The sequence below is a fragment of the Mesorhizobium sp. P160219 genome, assembly GCF_057786095.1.
The window spans coordinates 5255679-5273330 of record NZ_JBYNWG010000001.1; the positions used below are offsets into that span (position 1 = coordinate 5255679).

Annotated in this window: 14 protein-coding genes; all 14 read right to left on the minus strand. The window is 64.0% G+C overall.

The genetic code is table 11. The features are described 5' to 3' along the window. Positions 1–239 precede the first annotated feature (239 nt). The 14 genes from ftsZ to ftsL all read right to left on the minus strand — a co-directional run bounded on the left by ftsZ (position 240) and on the right by ftsL (position 17652). Positions 240–1898 (minus strand): cell division protein FtsZ, encoded by a 1659-nt coding sequence (gene ftsZ, locus AC3EMP_RS25550; protein ID WP_023705548.1) that lies wholly within the window; start codon positions 1896–1898, stop codon positions 240–242. Between the two features lie 66 nt (positions 1899–1964). Next, positions 1965–3272 carry a cell division protein FtsA gene (gene ftsA, locus AC3EMP_RS25555; RefSeq protein WP_023688034.1) on the minus strand — a complete coding sequence of 436 codons (1308 nt, stop codon included), beginning with the start codon at positions 3270–3272 and terminating at the stop codon, positions 1965–1967. Beyond that, positions 3269–4210, minus strand: coding sequence for a cell division protein FtsQ/DivIB (locus AC3EMP_RS25560; protein ID WP_023688033.1), 942 nt, complete (start codon positions 4208–4210; stop codon positions 3269–3271). Before AC3EMP_RS25560 ends, ftsA begins: the two co-directional genes overlap by 4 nt. Then, positions 4198–5124 carry a D-alanine--D-alanine ligase gene (locus AC3EMP_RS25565; protein WP_023744604.1) on the minus strand — a complete coding sequence of 309 codons (927 nt, stop codon included), beginning with the start codon at positions 5122–5124 and terminating at the stop codon, positions 4198–4200. Before AC3EMP_RS25565 ends, AC3EMP_RS25560 begins: the two co-directional genes overlap by 13 nt. 302 nt (positions 5125–5426) lie before the next feature. Continuing rightward, a complete protein-coding gene (gene murB / locus AC3EMP_RS25570; RefSeq protein ID WP_027050618.1) occupies positions 5427–6392 on the minus strand; it encodes a UDP-N-acetylmuramate dehydrogenase in 966 nt (321 codons plus the stop codon). Beyond that, positions 6389–7795: a UDP-N-acetylmuramate--L-alanine ligase gene (murC, locus tag AC3EMP_RS25575; RefSeq protein ID WP_352712343.1), complete on the minus strand. Its 1407-nt coding sequence runs from the start codon at positions 7793–7795 to the stop codon at positions 6389–6391. The genes murB and murC overlap by 4 nt, the downstream gene beginning before the upstream one ends. Beyond that, positions 7795–8919, minus strand: a complete 1125-nt coding sequence (gene murG / locus AC3EMP_RS25580) for an undecaprenyldiphospho-muramoylpentapeptide beta-N-acetylglucosaminyltransferase (RefSeq protein ID WP_352712344.1) — start codon at positions 8917–8919, stop codon at positions 7795–7797. Before murG ends, murC begins: the two co-directional genes overlap by 1 nt. A gap of 1 nt (position 8920) precedes the next feature. Further along, positions 8921–10072 carry a putative lipid II flippase FtsW gene (gene ftsW, locus AC3EMP_RS25585; RefSeq protein WP_023668275.1) on the minus strand — a complete coding sequence of 384 codons (1152 nt, stop codon included), beginning with the start codon at positions 10070–10072 and terminating at the stop codon, positions 8921–8923. Continuing rightward, positions 10072–11472, minus strand: coding sequence for a UDP-N-acetylmuramoyl-L-alanine--D-glutamate ligase (gene murD / locus AC3EMP_RS25590; protein WP_352712345.1), 1401 nt, complete (start codon positions 11470–11472; stop codon positions 10072–10074). Before murD ends, ftsW begins: the two co-directional genes overlap by 1 nt. Positions 11473–11480: 8 nt before the next feature. Beyond that, entirely contained in the window at positions 11481–12563 is a 1083-nt protein-coding gene (gene mraY, locus AC3EMP_RS25595; RefSeq protein ID WP_023668273.1) for a phospho-N-acetylmuramoyl-pentapeptide-transferase, read from the minus strand. 18 nt (positions 12564–12581) lie between these two features. Further along, the gene (locus tag AC3EMP_RS25600; protein WP_023749903.1) at positions 12582–14015 is read right to left on the minus strand and encodes a UDP-N-acetylmuramoylalanyl-D-glutamyl-2,6-diaminopimelate--D-alanyl-D-alanine ligase; all 1434 of its coding nucleotides are present in this window, start codon (positions 14013–14015) and stop codon (positions 12582–12584) included. Continuing rightward, positions 14012–15466, minus strand: coding sequence for a UDP-N-acetylmuramoyl-L-alanyl-D-glutamate--2,6-diaminopimelate ligase (locus AC3EMP_RS25605; protein ID WP_023733075.1), 1455 nt, complete (start codon positions 15464–15466; stop codon positions 14012–14014). The genes AC3EMP_RS25600 and AC3EMP_RS25605 overlap by 4 nt, the downstream gene beginning before the upstream one ends. 54 nt (positions 15467–15520) lie before the next feature. Beyond that, positions 15521–17245 (minus strand): peptidoglycan D,D-transpeptidase FtsI family protein, encoded by a 1725-nt coding sequence (locus tag AC3EMP_RS25610; RefSeq protein ID WP_352712346.1) that lies wholly within the window; start codon positions 17243–17245, stop codon positions 15521–15523. A 14-nt stretch (positions 17246–17259) separates the two neighbouring features. Further along, a complete protein-coding gene (gene ftsL, locus AC3EMP_RS25615; RefSeq protein WP_023682142.1) occupies positions 17260–17652 on the minus strand; it encodes a cell division protein FtsL in 393 nt (130 codons plus the stop codon).

Below are 17652 nucleotides of genomic sequence, written 5' to 3' on the forward strand. Positions count from 1 at the left end.
AGGCGCGGCTCTTTTTTATCGGCAGGCAGGGCCACTTCCCCGAATCCCAGCACACCGAAAGTGCTGCGGCAAAGATAATGGTCTGTCAGGGAGACTCCAAATCACGGTTTCTTACTCTGTGTAACCGCGACAGACCTTGAGCGTCACATCGTAACGCCTTGTTATTAAACCACTTTAAACGTTAACAGGCAGACAATCTCTCGTCTGCCTGTTAACAAGTGTTACATACCGTTAACGGCTCAGTTGGCCTGGCGGCGCAGGAAAGCCGGTATCTCCAGCTGGTCGTCTTCCTGGGTCGACCTGGTCTGCGGCGTCAACCGGCCCTGATCGTCGAGCTGGCCGCGGCGCGGCGCGTAAAGCTGCGGATCCTGGCTGGCAAGGCGGCGCATTTCCGGCGCCGCCTGGCGCAGTTTCGGTTCGCGCGGCTGTGCCGGCTGCAACCGGGCCGGCTCTTCTTCGCGGCGCGTCAGCCCGTTGGTCAGCCGCTTGAGCAGCCCCATCGGCCCGCTGTTTTCATGGTCGGCCGGACGGCCCTTGGCTTCCACCTCGGCCCGCACCACAGGCGGAAAATCCTCCACCCGCGGCATGCGCTGCGGTGCGGCAGCCACCGGCTGCGGCATTTCCCGCATCGGCGCCGGTTGCATCACCTGCTGCACGACAGGCTGCGGCTGGGCAGGCGGGGCCTGGAAGATCTTGCTCTGCGGGCGGAAATCTTCCGCCTGGGCCATCGGCGCCGGACGAGCCATTGCCGCCGCATTGGCCTCGGCAAGCTGGATCGCCTCGGCCACCGGATCGGCCGCGCGCTGCTCATAGGTCTGCTGCTGGACCGGTGCCGGACGGCCTTCCGCCCCCGGAGCCGCTGGGCGGCTGACCGGCTTCTGCTGCGGCGGCACGGCCCGGATCGAGATCGGCGCCGCGGCAATTTCAGCTGCCGATTTGTCGATGCCGGTGGCGACCACCGAGACGCGGATGACGCCTTCGAGTTCCTCGTCGAAGGTGGCGCCGAGGATGATGTTGGCGTCCTGATCGACTTCCTCGCGGATGCGGGTCGCGGCCTCGTCGACTTCGAACAGGGTCAGGTCGCGGCCGCCGGTGATCGAGATCAGCAGGCCCTTGGCGCCCCTCATCGAGGTCTCGTCGAGCAACGGATTGGCGATCGCCGCCTCGGCGGCGGCCATCGCGCGGCCCTCGCCCGAAGCTTCGCCGGTGCCCATCATCGCCTTGCCCATTTCGCGCATCACCGAACGCACGTCGGCGAAGTCGAGATTGATCAGACCTTCCTTGACCATCAGGTCGGTGATGCAGGCAACACCGGAGTAGAGCACCTGGTCGGCCATGGCGAAGGCGTCGGCAAAGGTGGTCTTGTCATTGGCCAGCCGGAACAGGTTCTGGTTGGGGATGACGATCAGGGTATCGACACATTTCTGCAGCTCCTCGATGCCGAGATCCGCCGTCTTCATGCGGCGCTGGCCTTCGAAATGGAACGGCTTGGTGACGACGCCGACGGTGAGGATACCCCGTTCGCGCGCCGCGCGGGCAACCACGGGAGCCGCACCGGTTCCGGTGCCGCCACCCATACCGGCGGTGACGAAGCACATATGGGTGTTGGAGAGATGATCGATGATCTCATCGATGCACTCTTCCGCCGCCGCACGGCCCACTTCAGGCTGCGAGCCGGCGCCGAGCCCCTCGGTGACATGCGCGCCGAGCTGGATCAGCCGCTCGGCCTTCGACATGGTCAGCGCCTGTGCATCGGTGTTGGCCACGACGAACTCGACACCGCGCAAGCCCGCGGTGATCATGTTGTTGACGGCATTGCCGCCGCCGCCGCCGACACCGAATACGGTGATCCGCGGCTTGAGCTCGGTGATGTCCGGCTTTTGCAGATTGATCGTCATTGTCTCCGTCCTTTGCCTTTCCCGCCGCTTCGCCGCCGCGGCCGCCTATGGGGCTGTCCCCGTCAATTAGAAACTGTCTCTCAACCACTGACTCATGCGATGCAGTTTTCCGCCCGTCCCGGTCATCCTGAGACCGGAAATTCCTTTCGCCGGATGGCTCTCGAAGCTCGCCATCTGCGGATAGATCAGCAGCCCGACCGCCGTCGAGAAAGCCGGCCCCTTGGCAGCTTCCGGCAGGCCCGCCACGCCGAGCGGGCGTCCGATGCGCACATTGCGTCCCAGAATGCGGCGCGCCGCCTCGGGGAGACCCGCAAGCTGGCTGGCGCCGCCGGTCAGCACGACGCGTTTTCCCACGGCATTGCCGTAGCCCGACTTGTTCAGCCGGTCGCGCAACAGTTCCAGCGTCTCGTCGATGCGGGCGCGGATGACGCGCGTCATCACCGAGCGCGGGATCTGCAGCGGCATCTCGCCGTCTTCGCCGATCGGCTGGATCGAGACCAGGTCGCGATCGTCGGCACTGCCAGGCAGCGCCGAACCATGCATCACCTTCAGCCGCTCCGCGGCGTCGAGCGAGGTCGACAGGCCCTTGGCCATATCGAGCGTCACATGATTGCCGCCGATGGCAATGGCATCGGCGTGGACGAATTTGCCTTCCGAAAACACCGAGATGGTCGTCGTGCCGCCGCCCATGTCGATGCAGGCCGCACCCATTTCCAGTTCGTCGTCGACCAGGGCCGCAAGCCCGCTGGCATAGGGCGTCGCCACCATGCGCTCGACCGAAAGATGCGAGCGGTTGATGCAGAGCTCCAGATTGCGCAGCGGCGCGGCATCGCCCGTCAGCACATGCATATCGACGCCGAGCTGGTCGCCGACCATGCCGCGCGGATCGCGCACGCCGCGCTCGGCGTCCAGCGAAAAGCCGACGGGCAGCGAATGGATCACGTCGCGTTCGGCCTTGAGCGCCTGCTTGGCGCCGGCGGCAAGCACGCGCTTGATGTCGGCTTCGTCGGCCTGATGGCCACCAAGATTGATGGTGGCCGAATAGGTTTCGCTCTTCAGCCGGCCCGCCGTCATGTTGACGATCAGCGAATCCACGGTCAGTCCCGCCATGCGTTCGGCTGCGTCGACGGACAGGCGAATGGCGTGCTCCGCGCGGTCGAGATCGACGACCACGCCCGACTTCACGCCTTGCGATTTCTGGTGGCCGATGCCGATCACCTGGATGCGGTGCGAGCGGCCGCGCAACAGCTTGCCGTCCTCGCGCGGCTTCAGTTTCGCCACCACGCAGCAAACCTTGCTCGAGCCGACATCCAGCACGGTGAGCGTGCCGGAACGCCGCGAAGAGGCATCGCTGTTGCCGCCAAGCCAGCTCATATCTTCGTCCCCGACTTGCGCTTCAGATTTTGCGGCTTTTCATTGAGCGCGGCCTGGCGCTGCGTCGCCGCTTCCGGCGTCAGCTGCACCACCAGGCGATCGGAGATGCGCATGTCGACGGCGGCGATGTCCCGCGTCAGAAGCCCGTTGTCGTGGTCCATCCGAACCAGATCGGCGATCGCCTGATCCTCGCCATCCTCGGGCAGCTTGATCGTGATGCCGTTTTCCAGCTTAAGGTCCCAGCGCCGTTCGCCGATGCGGATATAGCCTTTGACCCGAGCCGCGAGCTCGGGAAATTTGTTGATCTTGGCCACGAAGTCGGGGGCCTTGGCCGGCGCGCCGGTGCCGATGATCAGCGGCAGCAGCGCCTGCTTGCCGCCGGAGAACGGCGCGATCACCGCGCCGGAGCGTTCGATGACCGAAAGCTCCGCGCCCTGCTGCCAGAGCGCGAAGGGCTCGCGCTCCTCGACACGCACTTCCAGCGTATGTGGATAGACCTTGCGCACCGCCGCCACTTCGACCCAGGGCAAGGTATCAATACGTTCACGCGCGGCCTCGGCATCGAAGCCGATCAGTGACGTCCAGCCGTCGAGCTCGAGCCGGTCCAATATGTCGATCTCCGAAGTCTGGCGGTTGCCGACCACCTTGATCTGGTCGACGGCAAAGCCGGTCCGGGCGGTGATGCTCTGGACGATGTCGTCGGCATGACCGCCGAGAATGGCGCCATAGAGGCTGCTTGATGCAATGAGCGAAGCCGACAGGATGGCCGCGGAAAAGCGCGGCGCGACGAAGTCGCCGCCGCCCAGGCGCGCCAGCACGCGCACCGGCCGGCGCAGCACGCGCGGCAGCACGAAATGGTCGAACGACAACGGCATGCCGAACAGCGCCGGCCCGGCGCCGCCCCTGCCCTTGTCCTGTCCCCATTTCAACGCAGACACGAAGCGTCCTCCACCATCCAACTCAACAATTTGCCAAACGAGTGCCCGGCCTGGGCGGCGATTTCAGGCACCAAAGACGTCGGCGTCATGCCCGGCTGAGTGTTGATCTCGAGCCAGACAATCTCGCCGTTTTCGGAGTGACGGTCGTCATAGCGGAAGTCCGATCGGGAAACGCCCCGGCAGCCGATAGCCAGATGTGCCTTGAGCGCCAGTGTCTGTATTTTTTGGTAAATATTTGATGAAATTTTAGCAGGGATTTCGTGTTTTGATCCGCCGGCGACGTATTTTGAATCATAGTCGTAGAAGGAATGGCCGGTCGGAATGATCTCGCAGACGCCGAGCGCCACGTCGCCCATGACGGCGCAGGTCAGCTCGCGCCCATGGATGTAGCGCTCGACCATGACGGTCTCGCCATATTTCCATTCGGACGAGCCGATGACCTGCGGCGGATGCGACTGCCCTTCATGCACGATGACGACGCCGAAGCTTGAGCCTTCATTGACCGGCTTGACCACGTAGGGCGGCTTCATCGGATGCTTGTTCTGGATGGCAAAGCGGCTGGCAACCTTCGATTCCGCCACCGCGATGCCGGCAGCCTTGGCGACCTTCTTGGCTTGCTCCTTGTTCATGGCGAGCGCCGAGGCGAGCACGCCCGAATGGGTGTAGGGAATGGCCAGATATTCGAGGATGCCCTGGATGGTGCCGTCTTCACCGAACGGGCCGTGCAGTGCGTTGAAGACGACATCGGGCTTGAGTTCGGTGAGCACGGCGCCGACATCGCGCGCAACATCGACGCGGGTAACCTGGTAGCCTTCATTCTCAAGCGCATCCGCACACGCCTTTCCCGAAGACAGAGACACGGGCCGCTCGGACGAGAATCCGCCCAGGAGGACAGCCACATGCTTGTTCTTCATATCCCGTCATCCCTCTCACGGCGGGCCCGCAACCACGCATTCAGCGACCAGATTGAGTCCGAGTCTCCCGGCAGGTTGCCCCCCAGACGGAAAACGCGGTCGACGCGTCGAACGACTCAAATCAGGAAACGCTTTAAGGCAGAGAATCAGAGAGTTGATTCGCTGGCAAGTGCTTATGATTCCGACAGATTCACTTTCCGCGAAAACGGCCGGAAAAAGCGTGTTGTGAGTTTTTGGAGCAACGGTGGCGCTGTTGTTTCAGACCGTTTGAAGTTCAAGCATCACATGAACTTCAGCTTGCGCTAAAGAAGCTGTCCGAGGAATTCCTGCACGGCATGGCCGGGGCGGAAATTGCCGAGCCGCTTGATTTCCCACTGCAGGCGGATGCCTGAATTTTCAAGCACGCGGGCGCGCACCGTCTCGCCGAGATATTCGAGGTCGTATCCGGTCGCTGTTCCGGTGTTGATCATGAAGTTGCAGTGCATCGGCGACATCTGCGCGCCGCCGATCATCAGCCCGCGGCAGCCGGCCTTGTCGATTTCCTTCCAGGCCGAGGTGCCTTCCGGATTCTTGAAGGTCGAGCCGCCGGTCTTCTCGCGGATCGGCTGCACCGTCTCGCGATGCGTCTGGACGGCGTCCATGGCCGCCTTGATCGCCTCCTGGTCTTCCAGAACACCTTCGAAAACGGCGGAGGTGAAGATCAGCCCGGCAGGTGCGGCCGAGTGACGATAGGCATAGCCCATGTCTTCATTGCTGAGGGTGTGGAGATTGCCCTTGCGGTCGAGCGCCCGAACCTCGACGACACGTTCCCGCGTCTCGACGCCATTGGCGCCGGCATTCATCCTCAGCGCCCCGCCGATGGCGCCGGGAATGCCGTGATAGAAATGAAAGCCGCCAATACCGGCCTCATAAGCGACGGCCGCGACGCGCTTGTCGGGCGTCGCAGCACCGGCCTTGATGACGGTCGGCGAAACCACCTCGGCTTCGCCAAAGCCCTTGGCCGAAAGCCGGATGACGAAACCCGGAATGCCGCCGTCGCGCACCAGGAGGTTGGAGCCGACACCGACGATGGTGAGCGGGATGTCCTCCGGCACGGCGCGCAGGAAGGCAGCCAGATCCTCCTCGTCGGCCGGCTGGAACAGGGCGTCCGCCAGACCGCCGGCGCGGAACCAGGTGATCTTGTCCATCTCGGCATTGGGCGTGATGCGGCCGCGCAGGCCGGCAAGCCGGTCGCCAAGTTTGTCGAGCAGGTCCTGGCCGCGCATCATGAGACGGTACCGCCGAGTTCCCCAGGCAGCGCATAGGCCCATTGGGTGATGTTGCCGGCGCCCAGGAAGATGACGAAGTCGCCCGGTTTCGCCAACGCGCGGATGACGGGCGAAATCGCGGCAGGGGTTTCGACGTAGCGCGCATCGCGATGGCCCCCGGAGCGGATGCGCGACACCAGCGCCTCCGAGGTCACGCCGTCGATCGGCTCCTCGCCCGCCGCATAGACCGGCGCCACCATCACCGTGTCGGCATCGTTGAAACAGACCGAAAACTCGTCGAACAGATCGTGCAGCCGGGTGAAGCGGTGCGGCTGCGCAATGGCGATGACGCGGCCCTTGGTGGCGCTGCGCGCCGCTTTCAACACCGCCGTGATCTCGACCGGGTGGTGGCCGTAATCGTCGAAGATGTCGACGCCGTTCCACGAGCCGGTGTGGGTGAAGCGCCGCTTGACGCCGGCAAAGGACGACAGCCCTTTCTTGATCGCTTCGGCCGATAGGCCGAGTTCATGCGCGACCGCAATTGCGGCGGTGGCGTTGGAGACGTTGTGGCGGCCGGGCATCGGCAGCCGCAGATCCGATATCGTCGTCTGGCCGCCGGTCTTGCGGTCGCGGATCACCACGTCGAATGCCGAGACGGCACCGGCCATCCGGTGGTTGGTGAAACGCACATCGGCCTGCGCGTTCTCGCCATAGGTGATGACGCGGCGGTCCTCGATGCGGCTGACCAGCGCCTGTACTTCCGGATGGTCGGTGCACATCACGCCAAAACCGTAGAACGGCACGTTCTCGACGAATTGCCGGAACGCCTCGCGCACCTTGTCGAAACTGCCATAATGGTCCAGATGCTCGGGATCGATGTTTGTGACGACGGCGATCTCGGCCGGCAGCTTGAGGAAGGTGCCGTCGCTTTCGTCGGCTTCGACCACCATCCACTCGCCATCGCCCATACGGGCATTGGTGCCATAGGCATTGATGATGCCGCCATTGATCACCGTCGGGTCGAGCCCGCCGGCATCGAGCAGCGTCGCCACCATCGACGTGGTTGTGGTCTTGCCATGCGTGCCACCGATCGCGACCGCCTGGCGGAAGCGCATCAGTTCGGCCAGCATCTCGGCCCGGCGCACGATCGGCAGCAGTTTTTCGCGCGCGGCCTTCAGCTCGGAATTGGATTTCTTGATCGCGGTGGAGACGACCACCACTTCGGCCGCGCCGATATTCTCGGCCTTGTGGCCGACAAAGCATTCGATGCCCTTGTCGCGCAGCCGCTGGACATTGGCGCTGTCGGCCTGGTCCGAACCCTGCACCTTGTAGCCGAGATTGTGCAGAACCTCGGCGATGCCGCTCATGCCGATGCCGCCAATGCCGATGAAATGCACAAGGCCGATGGTCTGCGGCATCTTCATCAATGCGTCCCTTTCCTGAAATCCGAAACGGTTTTTCTGGACGCAATAGCCTCTGTGAGATCAGCGAGCAACCGTGCCGCGTTCGGCCGGCCAGCCGACTTCGCTCCGGCAGCCATGGCCGTCAGCCGCTCGGGATCGTCCATCAGCCCGCCAATGAGAGCCGCGATGCGCTCCGGCGACAGTGACGATTGCGGATGCACCTCGCCGCCGCCCGCCGCGGCAAGGGCGGCTGCGTTCGCCGCCTGATCGTGATCCAGCGCATAGGGATAAGGCACCAGCAGCGCCGGCCGGCCGATGACGGCGATCTCCGAAACCGTCGAGGCGCCGGAGCGCGAGATCACCAGATGCGCCGCGCCCATGCGCTGTGCCATGTCGGTGAAGAAGGGCGAGACCTCGACATGGACGCCGAGTGCCGCATAGCCAGCCTTCACCCGCGCCACGTCGTCGGCGCGGGCCTGCTGGGTGATCACCAGCCGCTTGCGCTGCGCCTCCGGCAGAAGTGCGATCGCCGCCGGCATGGCATCGGAAAAGAACTGCGCGCCCTGGCTGCCGCCGAACACCAGGAGCCTGAACGGATCCGCCCCTTGGGATGCCTTATAGGGCGTCTTTGCCGCCTCCAGGATTGGCGGCCTGACCGGATTGCCGGTCGTCACAGTCTTGGCGCCTGTGGCACTTTCATCTTGCGGCAGGAAGCCGCCGGCAATCGCATCGACACGCCCGGACAGCGCCCGGTTGGCGCGGCCCATGACCGCGTTCTGCTCATGGATCAGCGTCGGCAGCTTGCGCCGCGTCGCGGCATAGAGCGGTGGCAAGGTCGGATAACCGCCAAAGCCGACGACCGCATCAGGCTTGATCCTGGCGATGACGGCGGAAGCCTGGCGCACGCCGCGCCAGATCTTCCAGAACGCTCCGAGCAGAGCGGCGGGGTTTTTCGAGCCCATCGTCGCCGACTGGATCGGATGGATGGCGGCGGCCGGGAAATGGCCGGCAAAGCGCTCGGCGCGGTCGTCCGTCGCCAGATGCACGCCCCAGCCGCGCTCGATCAGCTCATGCGCCAGCGCCTCGGCCGGAAACAGATGTCCGCCGGTTCCGCCAGCCGCGAGAAGGATGACACCCCGCGCCATATCACTCCGCCGGCAGGGCGCGCTGCGACAGGGCAAAGCCCATCTGCTTGCGCTTTTCCGGTCGCTTGCGCGTCAGCGCCAGCACCATGCCCATCGAGATGGCAATGGCGATCTGCGAGGAGCCGCCATAGGAGATGAAAGGCAGCGTCATGCCCTTGGCCGGCATCAGTTGCAGGTTGACGCACATGTTGATGACCGACTGCAGGCCGAACACGGTGACGAGACCGCCAACGGCGTAGCGGGTGAAATCATCATGTTCCTTCAATGCCGTGCTCAAGCCGCGCAGCACGATGAAGGCGAAGATCGACATGATGAAGAAGCACATGATCAGCCCGAACTCTTCGCCGGCGACCGAAAACACGAAATCGGCATGCGCGTCGGGGATGACGCGCTTGACCGTGCCCTCGCCCGGGCCGACGCCGAACCAGTGGCCGTTGATCAGCGCCTCGCGGCCCATGTCGACCTGGAATGTGTCGCCTTCGCCGGTCAGGAATTTGTCGATGCGGGCGGCGACGTGCGGGAACACCGTGTAGGCGGCAAACAGGCCGCCGGCGCCGGTGGCGCCAAGCGCGATGATCCATAGCCAGGGCAGGCCGGCCATGAAGAACATGACGCCCCAGGTGCCGGTCACCAGCATGGTTTGGCCGAGATCGGGCTGCGCCACCAGAAGCGAGATGACCAGGATTAGCAGCAGCATGGCAAACAAATTGCCCGGAATGTCGGGCTGGCGCTTGTGTTCTGCGAACAGCCAGGCGCAGACGATGACGAAAGCAGGTTTCAGGAATTCCGACGGCTGGATCGACATGCCGACAAACGACACCCAGCGCCGTGCGCCTTTCACTTCGACGCCGATATAGAGCACGGCCACCATCAGCACCAGCATGATGCCCAGGATGATCAGCGCCATGCGCCGGATCTGCCGCGATTCCAGGAAGGAGACCGCCAGCATTACGCCGAGCGCCGGCACGGTGAAGATGATCTGCCTGGTGGCAAAGTGGAAACTGTCGAGGCCGATGCGTTCGGCCACCGCCGGGCTTGCCGCAAAGGACAAGACAATGCCAAGCCCCATCAGCGACAGGAACGCCGCCAGGAACCAGCGATCGATCGTCCACCACCAGGTTGCAACCGGGCTTTTGTCGAGACGGCTTTGCATTATCGTGCCCCTCCGATGGGTTTGACACCCTCGATAGCATTCGCAGCTTGCCTGAAGGCTTCGCCGCGAACTTCGAAATTCTTGAACTGGTCGAAACTGGCGCAGGCCGGCGACAGCAGCACCACCGCCCCGCCGCTGTCATCCTTGGCCGCGTCTTTCGCGGCATGGTCGACCGCGGCGGCCAGGGTGCCCGAGATTTCATAGGGCACGGCTTCGCCGAGCGTCGCCGAGAACGCGGGCGCCGCCTCGCCGATCAGATAGGCCTTGGCGATGCGTGGGAAAAAACCGCGCAGCGGCTCGATGCCGCCTTCCTTGGGCAGTCCGCCGGCGATCCAGTAAATGCGCGAAAAACTCGACAGCGCGGGTGCCGCCGCATCGGCATTGGTCGCCTTGGAATCGTTGACAAACAGCACGTGGTCCTTGCGTCCGACCTGCTCCATGCGATGCGCGAGGCCTGGAAAGCTCTCCAGTCCCGCCTGGATCTCGCCCAGGCTCAAGCCGACCCTGAGGCAGGCGGCAACAGCGGCAAGCGCGTTCTGCGCATTGTGCTGGCCGCGCAACGAACCGATGCCTTCGAGGAAGGCGACGCGGCTGTAGCGGCCATGCACGGCTTCCATCAGATCAGAGCCGTCGGCGAAATAGCCGTCGGTCAGCGGCAGCCGCTTGGAGATGCGGATCACCTCCCGGCCCGCCCTCTCCAGCCGGTCAGCGATCTGCGCGCACCAGGAATCGTCAACGCCGACGATCGCCGTCTCGCTGCCGGCAACCAGCCGCTCCTTGATCGAAGCGTAATGCTGCATGGTGCCGTGGCGGTCGAGATGGTCGGGCGTCAGGTTGAGCAGGATGCCGGCCGTCGGGTTGATCGAGGGCGCGAGATCGATCTGGTAGGACGAACACTCGACGACATAGTCCCGGTCAGCCTGCGGTGGATCGAGCGTCATGATGGCCCGGCCGATATTGCCGCCCATCTGCGTGTCGCGCCCTGCCGATTTGAGGATATGCGCGGTCAGCGCCGTGGTCGTCGACTTGCCGTTGGTGCCGGTGATAGCGATGAACGGCGCATCAGGCGCGCGCGCAATCCGCTCGCGGCAGAACAATTCGATATCGCCGATCACCTCGACGCCGGAGCCACGCGCCAACTCCACCGTCCAGTGCGGCTTGGGATGCGTCAGCGGCACGCCGGGTGAGAGCACGAAGGCCGAGAATTTCGACCAGTCGGCGCCGCGCAGATCGGCGGTCGCAATGCCTTGGTCAGCAGCCTTGGCGACGCTATCGGGATTGTCGTCCCAGGCGAGCACGTCGGCGCCGCCCTCGATCAGCGCGCGCGCCGTGGCGATCCCCGAGCCACCGAGCCCGAAGAGCGAAACGCGTTTGCCCGAAAAGGATGCGGCGGGGATCAAGCGGGTTCCTATCTCAGCTTGAGGGTCGACAGGCCCACCAGCGCCAGGATGACGGCGATGATCCAGAAGCGGATCACCACCTGGCTTTCGGTCCAGCCGAGCTTTTCGAAATGATGATGGATAGGCGCCATCAGGAAGACGCGCTTGCCGGTCATCTTGAAGTAGCCGACCTGGATGATGACCGACAGGATTTCCACGACGAACAATCCGCCGACGATGACCAGCACGATTTCGTGCTTGGTGGCGACCGCGACCGTACCGATCAGGCCACCCATGGCCAGCGAACCGGTGTCGCCCATGAAGATCGCTGCCGGTGGCGCGTTGAACCAGAGGAAGCCGAGGCCGGCGCCGATGACGGCGCCAAGCACGACAGCCAGCTCGCCGGTGCCGGGCACGAAATGAATCTGCAGATATTCGGCGAACACCGCATTGCCGGAGAGGTAGGCAATAACGCCGAAGGATGCCGCCGCGATCATGATCGGCACGATCGCCAGCCCGTCGAGGCCATCGGTCAAATTCACCGCATTGCCGGCGCCGACAATGACGAAGCAGGAGAACGGCACGAAGAACCAGCCGAGATTGATGATGAATTCCTTGGCGAAGGGGAAAGTCAGCGACGATGAGAACGGCGCCTGGCCATTATGCATGATCGCCCAGGCGGCGATGCCGGCGATGACGAATTCCAACGCCAGCCGCGCCTTGCCGGAAAAGCCGAGATGCGACTGCTTGGTTACCTTGAGATAGTCGTCGTAAAAGCCGATCGAACCGAAGCCCAGCGTCACCAAGAGCACCACCCAGACATAGATCGAGGAGAGGTTCGCCCATAGAAGCGACGAGCCGACGATGCCGCACAGGATCATCAGCCCGCCCATGGTCGGCGTGCCGGCCTTCTTGAAATGCGTCTGCGGGCCATCGGCGCGGATCGGCTGGCCCTTGCCTTGCCGCAGCCTAAGCGAATTGATGATGGTCGGCCCGAAGATGAAGACGATCAGCGCCGAGGTGATCAGCGCACCGCCGGTGCGGAAAGTTATGTAGCGGAAGACATTGAAGACCGAGACCTTGTCCGCAAAATCGACGAGCAATGTAAACATGCGATTCCGTCCCCCGGACTAGTTCTGTTTCGTGCCTGCGGCTTCCGCCGGATATTTGCCGAGCAAGGCCTCGACCAGCTTTGAAAAGCCGATGCCTTTCGACGATTTGATCATCACAACGTCGCCGGCCTTCAGCGTCGACAACAACAGCGGCTTCAATTCCTCGGCGCCGGCGCGGTATTCCGTTTTGATCTCGTCGGGCAGGATGTCTGCCAGCGCCCGCATTTCCGGGCCGCCGAGAAAGACCGTGTGCGTGCCGGTCCCGACGATCAATTCGGCCAGGGCTGCATGCAGCTTGGCCGAATGGTCGCCGAGCTCGAGCATGTCGCCGAGCACGGCGATGCGCCGGCCCTCGCCCGTGACAGGCGTCGCGTTGAGCAGCGCCATGGCAGCAGCCATCGAGGCCGGATTGGCGTTGTAGCTCTCGTCGATCAGTGTGATCGGTCCCTTAGGATGGCGCAGGACATGGCGCTTGCCACGGCCACGCTCCGCAGAGAGATCGGCCAGCGCTTCCGCCACCTTTGTGATGTCAGCTTCAACGAGATGCGCCGCGCCAAGAACGGCGAGCACATTCTGCACCATGTGGCGGCCAGGCGCGCCGATCCGGGCAACGACATCCTGACCGCCGATCCTGGCGGTGATATCGGAATGACCGGCATGCAGCTCGCATTTGGTCAGCTTGTAAGTCGACCGTGCATTCTCGCCGAAGCCAAAGACATGTTCGACGCCGGCGGCCCGCGCCATCTTGTCGAGCAGCTTCCAGCGCGCATCGTCGCGGTTGAGCAAGGCCGCACCGCCGGGCTCGATGCCTTCAAAAATCTCGGCCTTGGCCTTGGCGATCTCGTCGAGATTTCTAAAGAAGCCGAGATGCGCGGCGGCGATCATCGTGACGATGGCCACATGTGGCCGGACCATCTTGACCAACGGCCGGATCTCGCCGGGATGGTTCATGCCGATCTCGAACACCGCATAGTCGCAATCGCCGGGCATGCGCGCCAGCGTCAGCGGCACGCCCCAATGATTGTTGAAGGACTGCGCCGAAGCATGCACCGTGCCGACGGCCGACAGCACATGACGCAGCGCCTCCTTGGTGGTGGTCTTGCCGGCCGATCCGGTCACCGCGATGATTTTTGCGCTGGAACGGGCGCGGGCGGCAACACCGAGTTTCTCCAGTGCTGCCAGCACATCCTGCACGACGATCATCGGCGCCGTCAGCCGCCCAAGCGACGGCAATTTGCCCTCGGCGACGACCAGAACGCCGGCGCCGGCCTTGATCGCCGCGGTCGCGAAGTCATGGCCGTCCATCGCCTCGCCCTTGATGGCGAAGAAGGCGTCGCCCGGCTGCAGGCTGCGGCTGTCGATCGAGATCCCCGAAATTCCCTCCGGCATCGGCCCGAGCGGCCGACCGCCCATGGCGTCGACCAGCGCCTCGGAAGTCCAGAGCACGCTCATGCGGCCCGCTCCCGCAGCGCCGACCGGACTTCTTCGTGGTCGGAGAACGGAAAAGTCTCGGCGCCGATGGTCTGGCCCTCTTCATGGCCCTTGCCTGCAACGATCAGCGTATCGCCCGCTTTCAGCATGGCGACCGCTTCGTGGATCGCCTTGCGGCGGTCGCCGATTTCAATGGCGCCGGGTGCGGCTGCCAGGATCGCGGCACGGATCGTTTCCGGCACTTCCGAGCGCGGATTGTCGTCGGTGACGATGACGACATCGGCGAGCCGCGTGGCGATTCCGCCCATGATCGGCCGCTTGCCCCGGTCGCGGTCGCCGCCGCAGCCGAACACGACGATGACGCGGCCGGTGGTGAATGGGCGCACGGCGGCCAGTACATTTTCCAGCGCATCCGGCTTGTGGGCATAGTCGACATAGACGGGCGCGCCATTGGCGGTGGCGCCGACAAGGTCGAGCCGTCCCGGCGCCCCCTGAAGTTTCTCTAATGCCATCAAAGCTTTGGCGACCGGCGTTCCAGTGGAAATGGCCAGCCCGGCCGAAACCAGGGCATTGGCGATCTGGAAGTCACCTGCGAGCGGCAGGTCGATCTCGTAGAGCACGCCGTCGGCTTCGACCTCGGCGCGCTGGCGGTGGCGCTCGTGCTCGACCCGCTTCAGGCGCAGGAAATCGCCATGGCGGCCGACCGTCAGCACCTTGAGCCCGGCGGCCTGCGCAGCCTGGATGGTCGGCGCCGACCACGGATCGTCGGCAAAGATGACCGCTGGCGCGCCTTTCGGCAGCAGCGTGTCGAACAGGCGCAATTTGGCGCGATGGTAGTCCTCGACCGTCGGATGATAGTCCATATGGTCGCGGCCGAGATTGGTGAAACCGCCTGCGGCGAGCTTGACGCCATCAAGGCGGCGCTGGTCGAGACCATGGCTGGAAGCCTCCATCGAGGCGTGGGTGACGCCGGCCTCCGCCAATTCCTTGAGCAACTGGTGCAAAGCCACTGGATCGGGTGTGGTCAACGAACCGTAGTCGTTGCGGCCCGGCGCCACCACGCCGGTGGTGCCAATGGACGCGGCGGCAAAGCCGGCCTGCTCCCAGATCTGCCTGGTGAAGGCGGCGACCGAGGTCTTGCCTGCGGTGCCGGTAACCGCAACCATGGTCTCCGGCTGGCTGCCGAAGAAACGTGCTGCGCTCAGCGCCAGCGCCAGGCGTGGGTCGTCGACGCTGAGCACGGGGACGGACAGGCCGGAAACGGCGCTGGCGTTGCCAACGACAACCGCCGCTGCGCCGCGCTTTGCCGCATCGGCGGCATAGGCCGAACCATCCGCCTTGCTGCCGGCGAGCGCGAAAAAGACCACGCCGGTCTTGACCGTGCGGGAATCCGACGAAATCCCGGTTACCTCCACATCGCGGGAAGATGTTCCCTCGACAGGCAGGATACCGGCTAAATCTCTCAGGTGCATCGAACCCCGTTTATCTCAACAAAATGGCGCGCAGTTGCCGGCGCGCCCTAAGAATCACTGATAGGAAACCAGCGTTGCGCCATTTTCATGGCTGAAATCTGGCTTCACGCCAAGCATGGCGGCTGCCCGCCTGATGATGTTTCCGGCCATGACACCCGCATTGTTGGCGGCGACGTCGGTCATTCCGGGCTTTTCCGGGTGCGGAGCGTCAGCGATCGTAAACACCAGATACTGCGGATCGTCCATCGGGAAGGCGGCGACGAAGGTGTTGAAATTCAGTTCCTTCGAGTAGCGGCCATTGATCACCTTCTCGGCGGTTCCGGTCTTGCCGCCAACGCGGTAGCCGGGGGCCCTGGCGTTTCTGGCCGAGCCTTTCTCGGCATTGAGCGTGTAGAGGTAGCGCATGCCCTCCACAGTCTTTTCGCTGACCACTCTCTTGGCCACCGCCATGGCATCCTGCTCGCTGCGGACCAGGAAAGTCGGCGGGATCAAATAGCCCTGCATCAGCGCCGCGCAGCCGACGGCGGCCTGCAGCGGCGTCGTCGACACACCATGGCCGAAGGCGATGGTGAAGGAGTTGACCTGTTTCCAGACCTTCGGTTCGGTCGGGCGCGCGACCTCAGGCAGTTCGGTCTGCATCCTGTCCAGAAGGCCAAGGCGATGCAGGAATTCGCGGTGCCCCTCGATGCCGACCATTTCGGCCTCACGGGCCGATCCGATATTGGAGGAGTAAAGGAACACCTCCGGCAATGACAGCACGCGGTTCTTGCCATGGAAATCGTGGATGGCCTGATGGCCGACCCGGATCGGATGCGAGGCGTCGAAACGGCTGTTCATATTCGCCTTGCCGGAATCGAGCGCCATGGCCGAGGTAAAGCTCTTGAAGGTCGAGCCCATCTCGTAGAGGCCGGCCGACATGCGGTTCAGCCGATCCTTGTCCTGCGCATTGAAGGGATTGTTCGGATCGAAATCCGGCACCGAGGCCATCGCCACCACTTCGCCGGTCTTGATGTTGAGCACGACGGCGCCGGCGCCCATGGCGCGATAGCGCTCGAGGCCGGCGGCAATCTCGTCGCGCACCACATGCTGGACGCGCAGGTCGATCGACAGCTGAACCGGCTTCAGATCCTTGGCGATCGCAAGGCCTGAGGCCTGCAGGTCGCTCAGGCCCTGCTCGTCAATGTATTTCTCCATGCCGGAGATGCCCTGATTGTCGATGTTGGTGAGGCCGACAATGTAGGACGAGGTCACGCCGGCCGGATAGAAGCGGCGCTTTTCGGTGCGAAAGCCGATTCCGGGAATGCCGAGCTGCATGATGTCGGCCTGCTGCTTGGGCGTCAGCTGCCGCTGCAGCCAGACGAAGCCGGCGCCGCTCTTCAGCTTGTGATAGGTCTGCTCGGGGTCGATATCTGGCAGAATGGTCGACAGCTTTTCGATCGCCTCGTCGGCATCGACGATGCGGCGCGGCTCGGCAAACAGCGATGCCGTCTTGATGTCGGTCGCCAGCACCTCGCCGTTGCGGTCGACGATGTCGGGACGCGACGCCGTCACCCGGCTTTGCGGCCCATTCGACATGTCGGGGGACTGAAAACCGAGATAGACCAGCCGCCCGGCGATGGTCGAATAGATGCCGAAGAACACCGCCATAGTCATCACGATGCGGGTCTTGGCCTTGCCGCCGGTCGCCTTGCGCGCGCCCTCGACGACGATGGAGCCGTCCTCGCCGGTCCGTGCGCGGCGCTTCAGCAATTTGCCGATCGACGGAAGTTTGGGGCGCATTGGAAATCCAGCGATCATTGGACGATGGCTCCGGTGACCACGGGATCCTTGTCGGCTGGTCCTTTGCCGGAATTGTCTGCCATGCCGCCAAGCCGCTGCGACGACAGGTCCTCGATGTTGAGCGGTTTTGCCGGCAGGTCGTCGAGCCCGACGATCTGCCGCGCATTGACCGGCTCGAGTGCGAGCTGCGATTTGTAGATTTCAGCCAGCTTCTGCAGGCGCGACGGCTGGGTCAGCAGGCTCCAGTCGGCCTTGAGCAGGTCGATCGTGTCCTCCTCATAGCGGATCTGCGCCTCGATCTTCTGCACCGAAGCCAGCTGTTCCTCGGCCTCGCGCTTGGCCTTGTAGGTCAGAGCCGCGGCCGAGACCATGACGGCGATCAGGACTATGTCGCTGGTTCGAAACAC

Excerpts from the sequence above, each read along its gene's own strand:
- ftsA (WP_023688034.1), bottom strand. The coding sequence starts at position 3,272 with ATGAGCTGGCTTGGCGGCAACAGCGATGCCTCTTCGCGGCGTTCCGGC.
- AC3EMP_RS25605 (WP_023733075.1), bottom strand. The coding sequence starts at position 15,466 with ATGCACCTGAGAGATTTAGCCGGTATCCTGCCTGTCGAGGGAACATCT.
- murG (WP_352712344.1), bottom strand. The coding sequence starts at position 8,919 with ATGGCGCGGGGTGTCATCCTTCTCGCGGCTGGCGGAACCGGCGGACAT.
- murB (WP_027050618.1), bottom strand. The coding sequence starts at position 6,392 with ATGATGCGCGGCCAGGACCTGCTCGACAAACTTGGCGACCGGCTTGCC.
- murC (WP_352712343.1), bottom strand. The coding sequence starts at position 7,795 with ATGAAGATGCCGCAGACCATCGGCCTTGTGCATTTCATCGGCATTGGC.
- AC3EMP_RS25600 (WP_023749903.1), bottom strand. The coding sequence starts at position 14,015 with ATGAGCGTGCTCTGGACTTCCGAGGCGCTGGTCGACGCCATGGGCGGT.
- AC3EMP_RS25610 (WP_352712346.1), bottom strand. The coding sequence starts at position 17,245 with ATGCGCCCCAAACTTCCGTCGATCGGCAAATTGCTGAAGCGCCGCGCA.
- AC3EMP_RS25565 (WP_023744604.1), bottom strand. The coding sequence starts at position 5,124 with ATGAAGAACAAGCATGTGGCTGTCCTCCTGGGCGGATTCTCGTCCGAG.
- mraY (WP_023668273.1), bottom strand. The coding sequence starts at position 12,563 with ATGTTTACATTGCTCGTCGATTTTGCGGACAAGGTCTCGGTCTTCAAT.
- ftsZ (WP_023705548.1), bottom strand. The coding sequence starts at position 1,898 with ATGACGATCAATCTGCAAAAGCCGGACATCACCGAGCTCAAGCCGCGG.
- ftsW (WP_023668275.1), bottom strand. The coding sequence starts at position 10,072 with ATGCAAAGCCGTCTCGACAAAAGCCCGGTTGCAACCTGGTGGTGGACG.